This is a genomic window from Chitinophaga ginsengisegetis (genome assembly GCF_900168065.1).
Classification (GTDB): domain Bacteria; phylum Bacteroidota; class Bacteroidia; order Chitinophagales; family Chitinophagaceae; genus Chitinophaga; species Chitinophaga ginsengisegetis.
Window position 1 is genome coordinate 889591 of record NZ_FUZZ01000001.1, and the last position, 17541, is coordinate 907131.

11 protein-coding genes are annotated in these 17541 nt (G+C 47.3%); 6 read left to right on the plus strand and 5 right to left on the minus strand.

Going from position 1 to position 17541, the window contains the following annotated elements; all coding sequences use genetic code 11:
- The first annotated feature begins 7 nt into the window (after positions 1-7).
- The 6 genes from B5Z18_RS03380 (at position 8) to B5Z18_RS03410 (ending at position 8419) form a co-directional block, all read left to right on the plus strand.
- Positions 8-1150 (plus strand): FAD-dependent oxidoreductase, encoded by a 1143-nt coding sequence (locus tag B5Z18_RS03380; RefSeq protein ID WP_079467982.1) that lies wholly within the window; start codon positions 8-10, stop codon positions 1148-1150.
- A gap of 195 nt (positions 1151-1345) precedes the next feature.
- Positions 1346-2704, plus strand: coding sequence for an amidohydrolase family protein (locus B5Z18_RS03390; RefSeq protein WP_200817191.1), 1359 nt, complete (start codon positions 1346-1348; stop codon positions 2702-2704).
- 132 nt (positions 2705-2836) lie between these two features.
- Entirely contained in the window at positions 2837-3928 is a 1092-nt protein-coding gene (locus B5Z18_RS03395; protein ID WP_079467984.1) for a serine hydrolase domain-containing protein, read from the plus strand.
- A gap of 205 nt (positions 3929-4133) precedes the next feature.
- Complete coding sequence (locus B5Z18_RS03400) at positions 4134-6482, plus strand: TonB-dependent receptor (RefSeq protein WP_079467985.1); 2349 nt, start codon at positions 4134-4136, stop codon at positions 6480-6482.
- A 66-nt stretch (positions 6483-6548) separates the two neighbouring features.
- Entirely contained in the window at positions 6549-7709 is a 1161-nt protein-coding gene (locus B5Z18_RS03405) for a PepSY-associated TM helix domain-containing protein (RefSeq protein ID WP_079467986.1), read from the plus strand.
- A 215-nt stretch (positions 7710-7924) separates the two neighbouring features.
- Complete coding sequence (locus B5Z18_RS03410) at positions 7925-8419, plus strand: hypothetical protein (RefSeq protein WP_079467987.1); 495 nt, start codon at positions 7925-7927, stop codon at positions 8417-8419.
- A gap of 345 nt (positions 8420-8764) precedes the next feature.
- Here the strand turns inward: B5Z18_RS03410 and B5Z18_RS03415 are convergent, their stop codons facing one another.
- From B5Z18_RS03415 to B5Z18_RS03435, 5 genes are all read right to left on the minus strand, one after another.
- Complete coding sequence (locus B5Z18_RS03415) at positions 8765-10201, minus strand: TlpA family protein disulfide reductase (protein ID WP_079467988.1); 1437 nt, start codon at positions 10199-10201, stop codon at positions 8765-8767.
- A gap of 57 nt (positions 10202-10258) precedes the next feature.
- The gene (locus B5Z18_RS03420) at positions 10259-11722 is read right to left on the minus strand and encodes a RagB/SusD family nutrient uptake outer membrane protein (RefSeq protein WP_079467989.1); all 1464 of its coding nucleotides are present in this window, start codon (positions 11720-11722) and stop codon (positions 10259-10261) included.
- A gap of 11 nt (positions 11723-11733) precedes the next feature.
- The gene (locus tag B5Z18_RS03425) at positions 11734-15345 is read right to left on the minus strand and encodes a SusC/RagA family TonB-linked outer membrane protein (RefSeq protein ID WP_159454173.1); all 3612 of its coding nucleotides are present in this window, start codon (positions 15343-15345) and stop codon (positions 11734-11736) included.
- Positions 15346-15591: 246 nt separating this feature from the next.
- The gene (locus tag B5Z18_RS03430; RefSeq protein WP_159454174.1) at positions 15592-16770 is read right to left on the minus strand and encodes a FecR domain-containing protein; all 1179 of its coding nucleotides are present in this window, start codon (positions 16768-16770) and stop codon (positions 15592-15594) included.
- An 84-nt stretch (positions 16771-16854) separates the two neighbouring features.
- The gene (locus tag B5Z18_RS03435) at positions 16855-17451 is read right to left on the minus strand and encodes an RNA polymerase sigma factor (protein ID WP_159454175.1); all 597 of its coding nucleotides are present in this window, start codon (positions 17449-17451) and stop codon (positions 16855-16857) included.
- Between the last annotated feature and the right edge of the window lie 90 nt (positions 17452-17541).

A 17541-nucleotide genomic window follows, 5' to 3' on the forward strand; every position in this document is an offset into this window, starting at 1 on the left:
CAACAACATGAGCATCATTCAACACAAAAAAATAGCCATCGTAGGCGGAGGCCCCGGTGGATTAACACTGGCCAGGATCCTGCAGATGAACAACGCAGCCGTAACAGTATACGAAAGGGACGTTAACCGGGAAGCACGCGTACAGGGCGCCACACTGGACCTTCACGAAGAATCAGGATTAAAAGCACTGGAGGAAGCCGGGCTGATGGACGCATTCAGGGCCAGCTACCGCCCGGGCGCCGACCGGCTGCGCATCGTTGATAAACACGCGGCCATTATTCTCGATGACCATGAAAACGGCGGAGAAGACAGATCGCGCCCGGAAATTGACCGCGGCCCCCTCAAAGAAATATTGCTGGATTCACTGGAACCCGACACCGTTGTATGGGACAGCCAGTTTGTATCTATGTTGCCACACCAGCACGGCTGGCAACTCACCTTTAAAAACGGCAGCACTGCCATTGCAGACATCGTGATTGCAGCAGATGGCGCCAATTCAAAGATCCGTCCGTATATCACGCCCATCCAGCCTTTTTATGCAGGCGTTACCGTTGTGGAAGGCGCGGTGTATGATGCCTCAACGATGTGCCCAAACATAAACGCACTCGTGAAAGGTGGGAAAGTATTTGCGCTCGGTGATGCGCAATCATTAATCGTAAGTTCCAAAGGAGACGGCAGCCTGGCGTTTTATACCGGCGTAAATACTGATGAAAACTGGTATAAAACCAGTAACATCAACTTCTCAGATAAAACACAGGTATTAGCCTGGTTTAAAGCAACCTTTACCGGTTGGGATAACATCTGGCTGGAACTGTTTGAAAATGCCAACGCCAGTTTCATACCACGCCCGCAATACTGCATGCCCTTTGATCAAACATGGGAAGCATTACCCAATCTCACTATGCTCGGCGACGCCGCCCACCTGATGCCTCCTTACGCCGGCGAAGGCGTGAATATGGCGATGCTGGATGCCCTTGAATTAGGCCGCTGCCTTACCGGGGAAAATTTCCCGGATGTTCATTCCGCTATTGCTGCATATGAAAAACAAATGCGCGCAAGAGCTGGTGAAACAGCGAGAATAACGATGGAGTCGACGGCAGCGTTGCATTCGGAGGATGCGGTTGATTTTATGATGAGGATAGTGGGGTAACTTGGTCACTAATTATGCATAATAACAGAATCCCTGCTTTGCGCCAGCTTGTTCAGGCTGTCTTTTTCGTGGTACTCCTTCACCCGCCTGTTCCATGTTTCTTTTTGTTTTCGTAGTCGCCAATCCTTAGAAAAGCAGGATGCAAATAACAAGGTAACTATAAAAAAACCTCCTGTTTTTATAAGTATCTTTATCATGTCTTTAATATACATTAATGCTATGAAAAACTACCTGTTACTCCTCCTCGCCCTCTTCCCGCTGGCTGCCTTCCAGCCAACACCTCCTGTTAAAGCCATCCTGTTAAAGGATGTAACCCTCATCGATGGCAACGGCGGCGCCCCTGCGGAGCATACAGATATTCTCATCAAAGATGGCAAAATTGCCGCAACCGGCAGGAATATACCAGCCGGCGGCGCTACGGTGATTGATGGCAAAGGCAAAACCGTTATGCCCGCTATCACCAGCAGCCACGTGCATATTGGCATGATGAAAGGAAACGATAACAACAGCGATCCATACACACGCGAAAACATATTATCACAACTGAAAAAATACGCGGACTATGGTATCACCAACATACTGGTGATGGGATCGGATCAGCCGATGCTTTTCACTTCCGGACTACGCGACTCTTCTGTAAATGGTTTATTACCGGGCGCACGGCTGTTTTCCGCCGGTTATGGATTTGCGGCAGCGCAGGGTGGTCCGCCGATGAAGTATGTGTATCATCCTGCTACGGTGACACAGGCTATTGCACAACTGGATAGCGTATCGCTGGTAAAGCCAACGGTAATAAAAATGTGGGTAGATGATTTTGGCGGATCAACTCCCAAAATGGACCCTGCTATTTACAAGGCGCTTATTACCCGTGCACATGCACGTCATATCCCGGTGGCGTCACATCTGTACTACCTTGCAGATGCGAAAAGCCTCGTCGCCAGCGGACTGGACATCATTGCACACAGCATCCGCGACCAGGAAATTGACGCGGCGCTACTACAACAGATGAAAGCCAAAGGCATCATTTACATCCCTACCCTTTCACTGGATGAATATGCGTATATCTATGCCCGTAAGCCGGAGTGGATCAATGACCCTTTCTTCAAAGCATCGCTGGAACCCGGCGTGTATGAAATGATTACTTCGCCCGCCTACCAGGATAAGTTGAAGAACTCTCCCTCCTACCAACGGAACCTGCATGCGTTTGAAACAGCGATGAAAAATGTAAAGAGAATAGCAGATGCCGGCATCATTGTAGCACTCGGCACCGACTCCGGCGCACAACCGGTACGTACACAGGGATTCTCCGAACACCTTGAAATGGAGCTGCTCGTACAGGCCGGACTCACTCCTTTACAGGCTATTACCATTGCCACTAAAAATGCAGCTGCTGCCCTGAAAATAGATCGCCACTATGGCACCATCGAAAAAGGTAAAACCGCAGACCTGATTATCCTGGATGCCAACCCCGCACAGGATATTAAGAACACGCGGAAAATAGCAGCAGTATACAAAGCAGGCGAAGAAGTAAGTAAAGGTCCGCTGCAACCATAGTGTAGTACGCCTGCGTACACCGGGTGTTCATTTTTGATACAAGTATTTTTATTTTTAAATACATAAGAAGATAACAGTGAATGCTGTGCCAAATGGCACCCTCTTAGGATAGGATGTTTTCAAAAAACAACCATGAAACAATTTATCCCGGCATTCCTTTTATGCTTATCAACACTTCTTACACAGGCGCAGGTAACAACTGATAATCTTCATAAAACAAAAGTGGACAGCCTGGTACAATCTGCGCTCTCCGTGTTTATGCAGAACAATGCCCGCGTGAGTGCGGAAGTAGGAGTATATACGGGCGGACAAACCTATATCTACCGTTACAGTAAAACAACACTCCCCGCTCCTAACACACCGTATGAAATTGGTTCTGTTTCCAAAACATTTACCGGCTATTTACTGGCAAAAGCGGTAACAGCTAAAAAAGTAAAACTGGATGATGACATCCGTTTTTACCTGAACGGAGACTATCCCAACCTGCAATACAAAGGACGAGCAATCCAGCTGAAACACCTGATCGCACACGTTTCCGGCCTGCCCTTCATGCTGCCCGACCATCGTGATCTTTTCCAGCGCCCCGATGATTCCATTCCGGGTGTCATCGATAGTTTGCAGCACGATTATTCTATGGGGGCATTTCTTAATGATCTTCACCAGGTACAACTGGATACCGTTCCCGGTTATCATTTCAAATATTCCAACGCAGGCGCGCAGCTACTTGGATTCATACTGGAACGCATATACGGCATGTCGTACGCAGAACTGGTGAGAAAATATATTACCCGCCCGCAGCACATGAAATACACTACGGCGTCGCTTCCGGATGATGCCGCAAAAGGCTATAATCAGCAGGGCCGTATTATGCCCTACAATCCGCCGATGTTGCTGGCTGCCGGTGGTATTTATTCTTCCGTAGCCGACATGCTGCAATACATCCGTTTACACACCGATGAAAGTAACCCGGTAGTGAAATTAACACATCAACCCGCCTGGGGCGACATCAACAGCTATGCCATGGGTTTAAGCTGGCAGATGAACAAAACCGGCAACGGTATAAGAAGGATCTGGCAAAGCGGTGGTACGTTTGGATTTTCCAGTTACTGCGTGGTATATCCTGAAAAGAATACCGGTATTGTGATATTGACGAACGAAGCGGACCGCACTGCACAAGATGCGTTGAGCGTAGCCGCAGGAAAGATATTTGAAGGATTGGAGTAAAAGTAAAAGATCCTTATAAAGAAGTAAACGGTCTTCTTTATAGGGATCTTTATTTAGTCCGTACCCCTGTTACCGTTATTTTTCCCGATTGCATAAACCAAATTCCCGATTCGATTCCTGTGCCCCGCCCCTGCCTGCTACCTTTGCTACACTATGTTCGTCTATTGTAGCATTTCCCCTATCTCCTAAATATTAAAAACTGATCATGAGAGTTATTGCATTGGCAATGGCATGCCTGTTCTCAGCCCTGTTGAACACGGCTGTTAAGGCGCAGAATCCGGCGCACGGCGCCATCAAAGGCCGCGTTACGGTGGAAGACGGCACACCGGTTCCCGGTGTGGGCCTTCGACTGAAAGATTCCCGTAAACAAACTACCAGCAACGAAAGCGGAACGTATACACTCCGCAATATTACTCCCGGAACTTATGTTGTGGAAGCCTTTATAACCGGTCGTGATGTGATCAGCCGGCCGGTAACCGTAACAGCAGGACAAACGGCGGAAGTGGATTTCCAGCTCAGTACTTCCAGGCAAAACCTGCAGGAAGTAATCGTGGCTAGCGGGCGTAATAAATTTGCGAAGAAAGAAACGGATTACGTAGCGCGCATGCCATTGAAGAACCTGGAAAATCCGCAGGTATACAGCATCATAGGATCCGAACTAATGCAGGAGCAGGTGATCGTGGATTATAAAGATGCCATCAAAAACGTTGCCGGTGTGAATTCTACTGAAACAGTGGGCAACGGCCGTACCTCCACTATTATCCGCGGTTTCCGTACGCAGAACTTCATACGCAATGGCATGACGGCCAACCAGCTGGTAACGGTAGACGTATCCAACCTGGAAAGGATTGAAGTGATCAAAGGCCCTTCCGGCACTCTGTTTGGCACCGGCGCGGTATCATACGGCGGACTGGTGAACCGCGTGACCAAGAAACCTTTCGACACCTTTAAAACAGACGTTAGCCTGACCGCGGGAAGTTATAACCTGAATCGCATCACTGTCGACCTGAACGCCCCGCTGAACAAGGAAAAAACAGCCCTGCTGCGGGTGAACTTCGGCAGGCATGCCCAGGAAAGCTTCCAGGAAGCAGGCTTCAAAAGAAATTACTTCCTGTCGGCCGCCTTCTCTTACCAGGCCAATGACCGGTTAAGCTTCCTGGTAGACCTTGAAACGTTTCGCAACCGCGGAACCCCATCGATCGCTTACCTCAATCCCGCTGCCGGCGTTACCGATTACAAGGAAGCGATGGGCAAGTATTACAAACGCACCTATTACACGAACGACCTTATATCTACTTTCCCCGGTTATAACGTGTTCGCACAAATGAATTATAAAATCAACAACAACTGGAACACTACCACTGTATTCTCCACCGGCGGCGTGAATGCCCGCGAACAATACCAGTTCACCGGCAACTGGCGCCCCGGCACAGACAGCATTACCCGTCAGCTTCAGAAGTATAGCCACAACTACAATACCATCCAGCTCCAGCAGAACCTGAATGGTACTTTCCATACCGGTTCAATCAAACACCGCGTACTGGTGGGACTGGATTACCTGGCCGATATCACCCAGCCAACCTATACTTCCCGCTTCATCCTCGATACCGTGAGCGCTGCTGCACCCACCAGCTTCCTGATGATGGAAAAAATTTATCCGCTGTTCCCTGCTCCCACTGCCCAGGCGAATAACTTCTACAAAAGTCATCTTGACCGCTACGGCGTATACGCTTCAGATGTGATCAATTTTACGGATCGCCTGCTGCTTATGCTAAGTCTTCGCTGGGATAAAGTGGATAACCAGGGTACCACCAACCTGCTGAACGGCAATGTAACCGGCCGTTACAGCAAATCATCTTTCTCTCCCAAGTTCGGTGCGGTATACCAATTGATCAAAGACCAGCTGTCTGTTTTCGCCAACTACCAGAACGGCTTTACTTACAGCGCCCAAACGGATAAACAAGGCAACCTCTTCAAACCGGAACAGGCCAATCAATGGGAAGGCGGCGTGAAAGCAGAGCTGTTGCAGAGCAAATTAAACGTTACCCTCAGCGCTTACGACATCAGCGTAACCGATAAGCTGCGCTCAAATCCTGAAGACCCGGCCTTCTCTATTCAGGATGGAACGCAGAAAAGCAAGGGCTTTGAAGCCGAAGTGATCGCCAACCCATTCCCTGGCCTCAACATTACAGCCGGTTACGGCTTCAATGAAAGCGAGATCACCAAAGCCAGTGCCAACGTGGGCAAACGGCCTGCGCGCTCCGGCGGTAAACACATGGCCAACACCTGGATCAGCTACCGGCTGGTGAAAGGGAAACTACAGGGCCTGGGCATCGGCGGCGGCGTGTTTTACAACAGCGAAACTCCTTTTGATGACGCCAATACATTATTCTTCCCTGCCTATGCGCTGGTAAACAGCACCGTGTTCTACGACCGGCCCGGTTACCGCATCGGCATAAAGCTGGATAACGTTTCAAATACCATGTATTGGGGCCCGTGGGGCGAGCCGCAACCGCCACGCAATTACGCGGTAAACCTCGTGATCAAATTATAGGACTTCCAACCATTCATACATCCATGAAAGCACGGTTCGCTGTGCTTTCATTTTATATTTTAACACATGCGCATCAAAAAAATATTCGGTTGGCTGCATCTTTGGCTGGGACTCATTTCCGGGATCATTGTATTCATCATTTCCATTACCGGCGCCATCTACTCCTGGGAACCGGAATTGTCTGCATACACAGCGCCCTATCACCATGTAACCCCGCAGAACCGCCCGTTCCAGTCAGTAACCGCCATCCGCGCAGCGGGAGAAGCCAGTATGGGCGGAGAAAAGGCGTTCCGCATCCTGTACCAGGGGAAAGACAAAGCCGCCGTAGTCCAGTTCTTCCAAAAGAAACCGTATCACTACTACAACGTATACGTAAACCCCTATACAGCCCAGGTGCAGAAAGTACTCAACCGCGACGATGAATTCTTTCATTTTATCCTGAACGGCCACATGTACCTGTGGCTGCCTCACGACATCGGCGGTGCGATAGTCGGATACAGTACACTGGTTTTCTTTCTGATGCTCGTAACAGGCATTGTGCTGTGGTGGCCGCGCAACAAAGGACGCCGGAAAGTCAGCTTCCGCATCAAGCTGGATGCTTCGCCAAAACGGCTGAACTATGACCTCCATAATGTGCTGGGTTTTTACGCCAGCTGGATCATTGTTTTCGCCGCATTAACGGGATTGGTATGGAGCTTCACCTGGATGGCGCAGGCAGAGTTCTGGGTATTCAGCGGTGGCCAAAAAAGACCGGGCGCAGTACCCATGAAATCCGATAATCATGCGCCAGTGAAAGACAGCACCGCCATCAACCAGGTGTTTGCCACCTTCATGGCCCGTTACCCGCAGGCCGCAGGCTACAGTATTTCCATGCCCGCCAACGATTCTGCAGTTATCATTACCAGGGCCTATCCCAGCCGCCACCAGTTTTATAACGCAGACTACCTCTATTTCGATCAGCATACCAGCCGGGAAATCACCCCTCCCTATCTTGGTAAATACAAAGACGCAACCGTGGCAGAAAAAGCCGTGCGCATGAACTACGACATCCATGTGGGCAGCATCGCCGGGCTCCCCGGGCGGATCCTGATGTTCTTTGCCGCCCTGATAGCCGCCTCTTTGCCCGTTACCGGCTTCCTCATCTGGTGGGGAAGAAAAAAGAAATCAACACCCAGGCGTCCCATAAAAAAAGAAAGCGTCAAAAATTTCCATACTGCACCACGTTAATCCGGGTTGCTCATTTTTCCAGTTTAAAAAGACCAGTAACCCACGTCTTTTAAAACTGGAAAAATGTCTCTTACCTGCGAATCTTTTTAGTCTTATCAAACAGGAAGTTGTAACTTCATTAACGAATAATAAGACGCCTCAGCACTTGTCTGAATAAGACATTGTGATACAAGAAAAGTAGCAACCGTGTAAATTCCCACTTAACTGATACCGTTATGAAAACACTGCTCTTTCTGTTCCTGCTGCTTCCCCTGATCTCATCAGGCTTTGCCGCAGATACCGTTCCCTACTTCTACCTCACTCCTACAGACGCCGCAAAAATACTGGGCCAGAGCGCACTGCTTACCCTGAAGTCGGAAAAACAGGAGCGCGACGCCCTGAAGTACCGCTGTGCTTTTACGGCCGTGGAATCGGACCCTGTTTCCGGGGAAACCGGTCATGTATACTACAACTACGAACAGTACAGGTCTGTAGCTGCCGCGCAAAAAACTTACACCGGCATCCTCGATGATAACCGCCGCAATGGCAACATCCAGCTGCTCAACAATACCGGCGACGAAGGCTTCTTTCAAAGCGACAGCAACAACTTCCAGCTGATCATGGTAAGAAAGAAAGATAAAATTATCAGGATGAAAGTAAATAAGGTGACCAGTACCACTTCTTTAACAGCATTGAAAGAAACCGTTAACAGGATAGCGGCTACTTTGTAACTACCCGGACAAATTCTCCATTCGAAATTACGCATCGGTGGAAGTGCATAAAAATAAACATGCCGCTTTTGCCGCTTTTTGCCGGATTATGTCGTAATCCGTCCGGTCAGAACCGGTCATAGTGTATGGGGAGTGTATTGGAAGTGTATGATGAGTGTATGGTGAGTGTATGGGAACAGTATGGGGAGTGTATAGGGACTGTATGGGAACTGTATAGGGAATACGACACATAGACGAGTCCTAAGTATCTGAGAAGTATCCAAGAAGTATCGGAGAAGTATCCGGGAAGTAAGAAACATCTATAAAAGGGACTGGTACAAAAACACCAGTCCCTTTATTATTTCATCAGGAAGCTTTAAGGGCATCGTTTATTCTTGTTACTGTTTTCTCTTCACTTGGCCGGGGAGCATCATTATCAAATACTTTTCCCTGCTTATCAATGATCATATAACGCGGCACCCCGCTGATGTTGAACAATTGCGCCACACGCCCCTTTCCGCCGTTGTCAGACAACAGGTGAATACCTTCTATCTTGTCATCATCAATTGCTTTTCTCCAGGCACTGGCACTCTCATCTATGCTGATGTAAAGAAATACCACGTCCTTATTATCTTCAAACCGCTTGTGCAATGCAGGTGCAGCGTCCTTCATCTGTGCCCGGCAGGGAGCGCACCAACTGGCCCAGAAATCGATATACACCACTTTACCTTTAAAATCGGCCAGGGAAACATCTTTTCCTGTCAGGTCCTTTATGGTGAAAGCTGGCGGCACCTGTCCTACACTAACAGCTGCCAGCCTGCCATACAAGGCTTTCAGGGCAGTGCCTCCTGCATCACTTTTACTGTAATTTTCGAGATAGTCATCCAGTACACCTTTCCGGGCGCTGACATCGGTAGCGCTATTGAGCAAATTTTCCATAGCCCACGGTAACACTCTTTCCATGATGGCAGGATACTTCTTATACTTTTCTTTCTGGATTTCATACATACTCAATAATTTATCACCTCTCTCCATCGGCTCATCAAATTTGTGCTGGTCCATCCGGGTTTTATCCAGCAGCAGGGAAGGATAGGAATAATTAAGTAATTTAATATAGTTTGGATTAACGAGCCATTTTTCTTCCAGTTTAATTTTATTGACGTACGACCAGTAACCGGAAGGCAACCAATCAGATTTCTTTTTTTGCTTAACCATCTGCAAAAGCCCTGGAACGCTGATCAATCCTGATAAATTATAAGCATAGTCAGAAGCCTGTGCATAGTTATAAAAAGCAGGGCTAAGTACTTTCTTATTTTGCGCTAACAGGGCCTCTTGTTTGGCATATACATTATTGTAAAATGCAGTAAAACTATTTGGTGTGGTGGTACTGTCGAGTTTATTCCAGTCTGTTGCAAAAATACTATTCAGCTTATTTAATATTTCAGAATTTTTTGCCCTTGTACCGCTAAATGCAAGGGTGGAATCTTTTTTAGCGGCATCATAGCTCAGTTCCAGGCTATCGCCGGGCTCCACAAAAACCGCTACCGACGTCCGGTTGGTATAAAACGTTATCTCCAGCGGGTGAGCGAGATCAAACTGAAACTTCACTTTATGATCACTTCCTGGCTTAGCCTTAAGATGCATTTCTGCCTGCGGAAACACGGAATAATCAAAGCTATGGAGCCCCCATGATGCAGTGTCTTTTTCAAGGCCATCTACTTTTGCGATGATCGTTGTTTTTTTCTGTGCCTGTAATCCGGCGGATGCTGCACTAAGCAGACAGATGAAAAATAATTTTCTCATTTGATTGTATTTATACTTTTGTTATTTAAAAAGATATAGCCCACTTTCCTATAGTGGTTAAGGGTTTTGCTCCATACCAGGATTGCTGTTAATAATATATAGCGGAAAACGAAGTGTAAGCCGTTCGGGTTTTAATGTATACGTATTCTGGAGTACCCCGCTCATGTTATAAACAATGTGGGTACTGCCTACCGTTGATTTATAAACAGGATCAACAGAAAGACGGCGCATATCAAACCAGCGGTATCCTTCCAATGCAAACTCCCTGATTCTTTCTTCCAAAATAAATTTTGTCAGCGCTGTTTGATCAGCAGCAATAGCAGCAGGAATAACTGCTTCAGCAGCCGGCATCCTTTTTTGCCGAAATGCTTCCATATCGGTAACCGCTCCGGCAATGTTATTGAGCCGGGCCTTACATTCTGCCCTTAACAGGTAGATATCGGGCACACCTGCGCCCAGGTTGGTGAATCCTCTTCCCCATCCTCTCAGCATTCCTCTGGGATACGTTTCTGTAAACACCAGTAAGGGATAAGGAGATAGAAACTGTAACCGGAAATCACCGGCAGTATATAAGGAAGCCGTTGCAGCATTGATCACCACACCAGATATATATTGCGTATAGTAGTTAAGCGACTGACGGAGATAAAGCACTTCCTGGTCGTTGTACAAGCTGGTTCTTGCCGGCCCGAAGAATGGACTGATGGGGGTAAAAGCGCCTCCTGCAGATAACTCTTTCTGAAAATCATATAATCCTACCGGTATACTGGCGCCTGATAAATCATTTACAGCAGCATCAAGATGGATGAGCGCTTTGTCGAATTGCCCCATGAACACATATACTTTACCCAACAACGCTTCTCCTGCGGCTTTCGACATCCGTATGCGGTTGGTGAGCTGCGCAGGCAGATAGGGTAATGCACGGGTCAGGTCATCAACAATAAAATCATAGATCTCCTTCACCGTTGCACGGGTAAATTTTGTTTGCGTTACATCGGCCACCGTAACTTTAGGTACACCAGGATCAGTAGCAGCAGTAGCGGCATTATAAGGCTTACCATAATAATTGATCAGCATAAAATAACACCATGCCCTGCCGCCCAGCGCTTCCGCCAGGATAGATTGCTTTTGCGCCTCTTCTCCCTCTTTTGAATCCATCACTTCATTGATGATCTTATTGTATACATACACATTTCTCATGAGGGTTGTTAATTCAGAGGTATTGTCTGATGGGAGATATATATCAGCTTCCCATCTGAATGCTTTCTCATCGCTTAATATGGAATTAGCGCCGGAAAAATGGGGCATTACCGCCGCCACTTCATCTCCCAAAGCATATTGAGGTAACAATGGATTAGTGGAAAGACTGGTGCCATTTAAAAGCAGGTTATAGTCTGCTGTTTTTTCAGCAATCAGTTTTCCTTTAGGATTGATTTCAAGAAAATCCTTTTTACAGGCAACCAGCCCCACAACTAACAGCAATCCGGGTAATAGCTTTTGGATACTTTTATTTACACGCAGCATTGTAGTAATTTTTATAGTGTTAAATGAGCGCCGATGGTGATGGCTCCCTGATTGGCACGCACAGATCTGTAGCCAAACCTCGCATCCTGGAACTCTGGATCTATATTGTCATGATTGGCTTTCCACAACATCAGGTTAGACACCTGCAGCCGGAACGACAACTGCTCTGCATGCAGCTTTTTAACAATAAAAACGGGCATGGCATACGACAAGGTGATGTCTCTTATTTTGGCATAGGAAGCATCAACTACGTTCAGATTACCGTACACATAATAATTCGTATTACGACGTGATGTAGCGGCAGATTCACTGCTCACAAATGAAGGAACATTTGTTTTGGCCTCATCTCCAGGCTGTTTCCAGCGATTGGCAAATTCTGCATTCAGGTTACCGGAATGGAAATCCTGGTTGTTGATAAAGCCATAGCCGGAGTAAACAGTGTTAGCATCCCGGAACATTACATGCCCCAGGTTATAAATAATATTTACATTCAACGACAATGCCTTATAGCGAAAACTGTTGGATAAGCCGCCACTCCAGGGTTGCTGGTAAACGCCCATATATAGCACATCATCTGCCTGTACTGCTGCTACCCCTTTTGTTATTGTTTTATCCGACAGCTTTACGAGCGGATCACCAAGCTCGTCGAGCCCTGCAAAATTGTAGGCAAAAACAGCAAAGGCAGGATAGCCCATCAGGTAGTTCTGTGCAATTTTCTGCGAACCTGTAATAACAGGTACTTTCTGCACCAGGTTGTTTATTTCATTCTTATTATAAGACATGGTCAATATGGTGACCCAGCTGAAATCCCTTTTCGTGATATTGGCGGAAGAGACCGACAGTTCTATTCCTTTATTGGTGATATCTCCAATGTTTCCAAAAATGGTGGTATAGCCTGTAAGCGGGTTTACCGGGAGGTTACCCAGGAGGTTGGATGTTTTTTTCTGGTACAGGTCTACCGAGCCCACCAGGCGGCTGCCCAGTACGGCATAGTCAATACCTACATTAAAAGTTTTGGTGCTTTCCCAGGTAAGACGCGGGTTAGCGGCTGTGGCAACGAAGAGTCCCTGTCCGCCGGGCGCATTGGGCGCTACACTTGGCGCCAGCACATCAAAGGAAGCGGCACTGCCCGGCGTAGGGGAAATTCCCGTAATGCCATAAGTCGCTCTCAGGGAAAGATTGTTAACACCCTTTACCGTTTCAAAGAAAGGCTCGTTACACAGGTCCCATTTGGCGCCCACGCTCCATACCGGTTTTCGCTGGGCGGATTTGTTCTGGGCAAACAGGTTACTCTGATCATTACGCCAGGCAGCATTGATGGAATATTTCCTGTTAAAAGTATACGCTGTATTAATATAGTAAGAAGTAAACCTGGTTTCAATTTCCGACTGGTTGAAAAGCGTACTGCCATTTAGAAAAGAACCGGAAGATAACAGCGGCAGCACCGGCGATTTAACACCAGTGGTAGTAAGTGTACTATAATCCAGCAGGGAATAGGTTTGAAGATTAAGGTCATAGCCATACAGCATGCTGCTATTGAGGATGTTTTTCTGGCTCTGTCCTTCCTGCCCGGCTAAAGCGGTAAACTGGTGACGGGTATTCTGCCAGCTGCGGTCATATACCAGCTGATTTCTCACTATCCAGTTATCCTGGTGAATGTTTGAAACGGTATATTGACCGCCTTTGGTTGGCAGGTAATACACCGGTGTGGCGGAAGGAGTACTGGCTACCGTAAAATTAACGATGTTAATACGCTGCTGGTAATTAGTATTATCATCATATAGCGTAGTTCTGTTGTTTCCTTTAATGTATCCGTACATTCCTTCAAAACGCAGTCCCTTCAGGAGATTGATAGTGATCCCTGTATTAATACGGCCAATAAAACCATTACTTTTTGTAAAGCCGGTATTTATATTATCCAACGGATTATAGTCCAGGTTGATCCGGCTTCTGGCGGAAGCATCGGCCCTGGCTTCATCGCTCAGGTATCCCATATACGACATGGAAATGTTTTTACCGGCAGCATCCCTGAACAGCTGGTAAGGTAAAAAGCGGTTATCCGGTGAAACAGCCCTGTGAGCAGATGTTAACTGGTTGGTAAGATCTGCAATCACAAATACTTTGATATGCTTATTGAAGCTGATATCCTGCCGGGTATTTATTTTATAGGTATTATCACGATTGCCTGGTGTGTTGTCTGTTTTATTGGTGTAAGCCACAGAGCCATAAAAAGTATACTTCTCACTGCCGGCTGATACGGAAACAGTATGATTCATCAGGCTGGCCGGGCGATACCAGATATCTTCCATCTGGCTGAGATTACTGATCCCCGCCAGGCTGTCCAGTTTCGCATTCCCCTGGCCGGTAGAAATCGCGCCCCGCGACATGTCGTACAGGATCTGCCTGTCGGGGCTTAGCCCTACATGATTAGCCATTGCAGGATTGTAGGCGGTAGCATTACTATAAGGCCATCCTGCGGGATCAAAGGTTTCGCGCGATGCCTGGATGTATTGCCGGCTGTTTAATATCGGGAAATAATCAATATCCGGTTTTCCCTGTAAGCTGATAAAACCATCATAGTCCACTTTTATTTTCCGGCTGTTAACGCCCTTCCTGGTGGTCACTACAATCACCCCATTGGAAGCCCTTGCCCCCCATATAGAGGCAGCGGTAGCATCTTTCAGCACGCTGATATCGGCAACATCCTGCGGATTAATGGAAGACAGGTCCGTCATCGGCATTCCGTCTACCACATACAAAGGATTTTTATCCGCATTGATAGTGGTGAGTCCGCGTATCTGGAAAGTGCTTCCATCCCTCGCTGCGCCGGGCGAATTGTTGATCACCAAACCAGGCACCAGGCCATCCAGTCTTTGCAAAATATTCATACTGGAACTGCGGTTCCTTACAATATTCAGATCAGGAATGGAATACGCGCCGGCGCTTCTTTCTTTTGAAATTTGTTGATAACCGGTATTAACGGTCACCACTTCCAGCTGACTTACGGATGGCGACAGGTGGATCACAAGTCCTTCCGCACTATTTAACAGGGAAGATTGCGTTTCTCCTTTTTGTCCCTGCCGTTCTGCTGAAATCAGTATTACACCTCCCAAACCGGTTACACTCACAGACAATCCAAGAAATCCCACATAGGAAATAGTTAATACATCTCCTTCTTTCGCGCTGAGTGAAAACTTTCCGGCAGCATCCGTCATAGTACCATAAGAAGTTCCTTTTACCTGAACAGAAACGCCCTGCAACGGCTCTCCGGAAACACTGCGGATAATGCCCGTAACGGGTGGGACATAAAGCATCCTGGGAACAGGTGTAGTGTTTTTGCTGATAATAATAGACGTATTTTTAATGGAATATCCAACAGGCTGACCTTTGAAAACATCCTTTAGAAATAAGTCGAGCGGCTGGCTGTTGGCGGCTACTGTAACAGGATTAGCCGTTTTCAGCACCTCTTCATCATACAGCGCAATAAATCCTGTCTGTTGTTCAACCAGCGCCAGGATTTTTTCAAGTTTTAAATTTTTCCCGGTAATGGTAACTTTCTGGGAATAGGTTTTTGCCGATATGTGCAGGCAAAAAAATAAAAGAATAAAAGCAGTTAGCCTCATAACTCGCAGTGTTGAGCATGAAAACCGGAAATAAGCCAATAGAAATGACGTCCGGTTACAAATAGCAGTAAATTGCATACTTTCGTAACGGTTTTTGGTTGATAATAAAGCAGTCTTGTATTGAGCAATGCAAATTGTTTCCAGGATCAACCGGAGCTATCCGCCGGAAGTGCTGCAAACACTTCCGGTTCTTTTTCCAGACCTGGACTGATCTTACTTCATTGTTATTTATTTTTAATGGTGATTTTATTCTATCGTTAAAACTTTCCCCTCCTGCTTATACCGTATATTAAATTGTGAAAGCACTTCCAGTATTTGTGACAGCTGAAGATCCCTTCCAAGCTTTCCATGAAACGTTCTTTCAGGCACCGGTCCTTTATACACAATCTCCAGGTCGTACCACCTGGAAAGCTGCCGCATAAATGCTGCGGTTTCTACTCCTTCCATATTGAAGATTCCTTTTTTCCAGGCAACGGCCTTTTCTGCCTCGCCTGCCATCACCTCAATTTCCGCATCCGAGCTACCGGCAGCATGGATGAGCGCCTGTTCCCCCGGTTTCAGGATCCTGGTATTCTTTCCTTTTACAATCCTCACACTTCCTTCCAGCAGGGTAGTTTTTATCATAGGTTCATCCGTGTAGCCGTTGATATTAAATTCTGTTCCCAGCACCTGCACCTCCGCTTCATGATTAATGCTTACCTGAAAGGGCATCTGCTCATTCTTTGCCACTTCAAAATAAGCTTCCCCGGTTACCTCCACTCTTCTCTCCGATCCACTGAAAGCTGTAGGATAACGGATAGAAGAGGCTGCGTTCAGCCATACCGTTGTGCCATCCGGAAGAATAATTTTAAATTGCCTTCCCCGTGGGGTAGTCATGGTATTCCATAGTACTTCCGCCGTTGCTTGTCCGCCGGGATGATATGCCAGCTGGCCATCTTTTAATACTACCTGTGTTCCATTCTGACTGGCAATAACGCTGTTACCCAAGCTGTCTAACACAACCCGGGAACCGTCTGCCAGCGTAAGCACTGCCCCGTTTTTCCCGGGTGTAATTTGTGGCAAAGGCCGGAGGTCCTGCGATACAGGCGGCACATGGGGTGAATCGGATAACAGGAAATAACTTCCTGCTGCAAGGATAAGCAGGAGTGATGCGGCGGCCCATCCCCATCTGCGCAGAACACGAAGGCGGCGAACCGGGGGATCTGCCTGTTGCAGTTTATCCTGCAGGGCCAGCAGGTTCTTCTCCCTGCGGTCAACATCCTCCTCCCCGGTTAATAATTGCGTTGCCGCTTTTTCTGCTATAAATCTGTCCAGTATATCACGGTTGGCAGGATCTTCCAGCATAGCAATAAATGCTGTCTCCTGTCCGGGAGTCAGCGAATCTGTGAGATAAGCTTCTATTAGCGCAACAAATGACGTGTTCATGAATGTTTGATTATGGTTCCTGCACATCCGTGTACATATACCACGGAAATAAATAGCAGTACTCCCGAAAAAAAAATACTTTTTTTATCCCTGGCAGATAATGACCAGGAAAAGCAGTTCCGGAAGATATCCCTGCCGGCTAAGATGGCCGCGGATATGGTTCAGGGTAAGGGTGATGAGGTTAGCGACCGTTTTTTTGGACACCTGCATTTGTTGGGCGATCTGTTCGTGTGTGAGGCCCTGTTCACGGCTGAGGTTAAAGATCTGCTGTTGCCTGGCCGGCAGGCTGCTTAGCGCTTCCTTTACCAGCACAGTGGCTTCTTTGCTGTTCATGAGCGCTTCCTGCGGAGATTCCGCTGTGCCGGCAATAACCGGTTCCATGCCCTGGATCAGCAGGTGACGGTGATTCCTGCGCAAAGTATTGATGATCTCATTACGCACCATCACCATAAAATAAGGACGGAACTCCTGCAGGGCCGGAAGCGTTTCTTTTTTATGCCAGAGTTTTACAAATACTTCCTGGATAGTGTCTTCCGCCTGTGCAGGCGATTTCAGGAAGGAGAGCGCAAGGTGGTATACCTCGTTCCAGTAATGCCGGTATAACTGCGCAAAAGCCTGTTGATCGCCAGCTGCGATACCTGTAAGCAGCTCCTTCTCAGCATATAAAGGAATATCCGGCAAATAAATCGGTTTAAAACTATTTAATTAAAAGGCACAGACAGGGAGATAGTTTAGTGCTTGCCTCACCCGTTCCGCAATATTAAGGAATTG

Coding starts and splice junctions, on each gene's coding strand:
- B5Z18_RS03380 (WP_079467982.1), top strand. CDS start 8: ATGAGCATCATTCAACACAAAAAAATAGCCATCGTAGGCGGAGGCCCC.
- B5Z18_RS03390 (WP_200817191.1), top strand. CDS start 1,346: ATGTCTTTAATATACATTAATGCTATGAAAAACTACCTGTTACTCCTC.
- B5Z18_RS03395 (WP_079467984.1), top strand. CDS start 2,837: ATGAAACAATTTATCCCGGCATTCCTTTTATGCTTATCAACACTTCTT.
- B5Z18_RS03400 (WP_079467985.1), top strand. CDS start 4,134: ATGAGAGTTATTGCATTGGCAATGGCATGCCTGTTCTCAGCCCTGTTG.
- B5Z18_RS03405 (WP_079467986.1), top strand. CDS start 6,549: ATGCGCATCAAAAAAATATTCGGTTGGCTGCATCTTTGGCTGGGACTC.
- B5Z18_RS03410 (WP_079467987.1), top strand. CDS start 7,925: ATGAAAACACTGCTCTTTCTGTTCCTGCTGCTTCCCCTGATCTCATCA.
- B5Z18_RS03415 (WP_079467988.1), bottom strand. CDS start 10,201: ATGAGAAAATTATTTTTCATCTGTCTGCTTAGTGCAGCATCCGCCGGA.
- B5Z18_RS03420 (WP_079467989.1), bottom strand. CDS start 11,722: ATGCTGCGTGTAAATAAAAGTATCCAAAAGCTATTACCCGGATTGCTG.
- B5Z18_RS03425 (WP_159454173.1), bottom strand. CDS start 15,345: ATGAGGCTAACTGCTTTTATTCTTTTATTTTTTTGCCTGCACATATCG.
- B5Z18_RS03430 (WP_159454174.1), bottom strand. CDS start 16,770: ATGAACACGTCATTTGTTGCGCTAATAGAAGCTTATCTCACAGATTCG.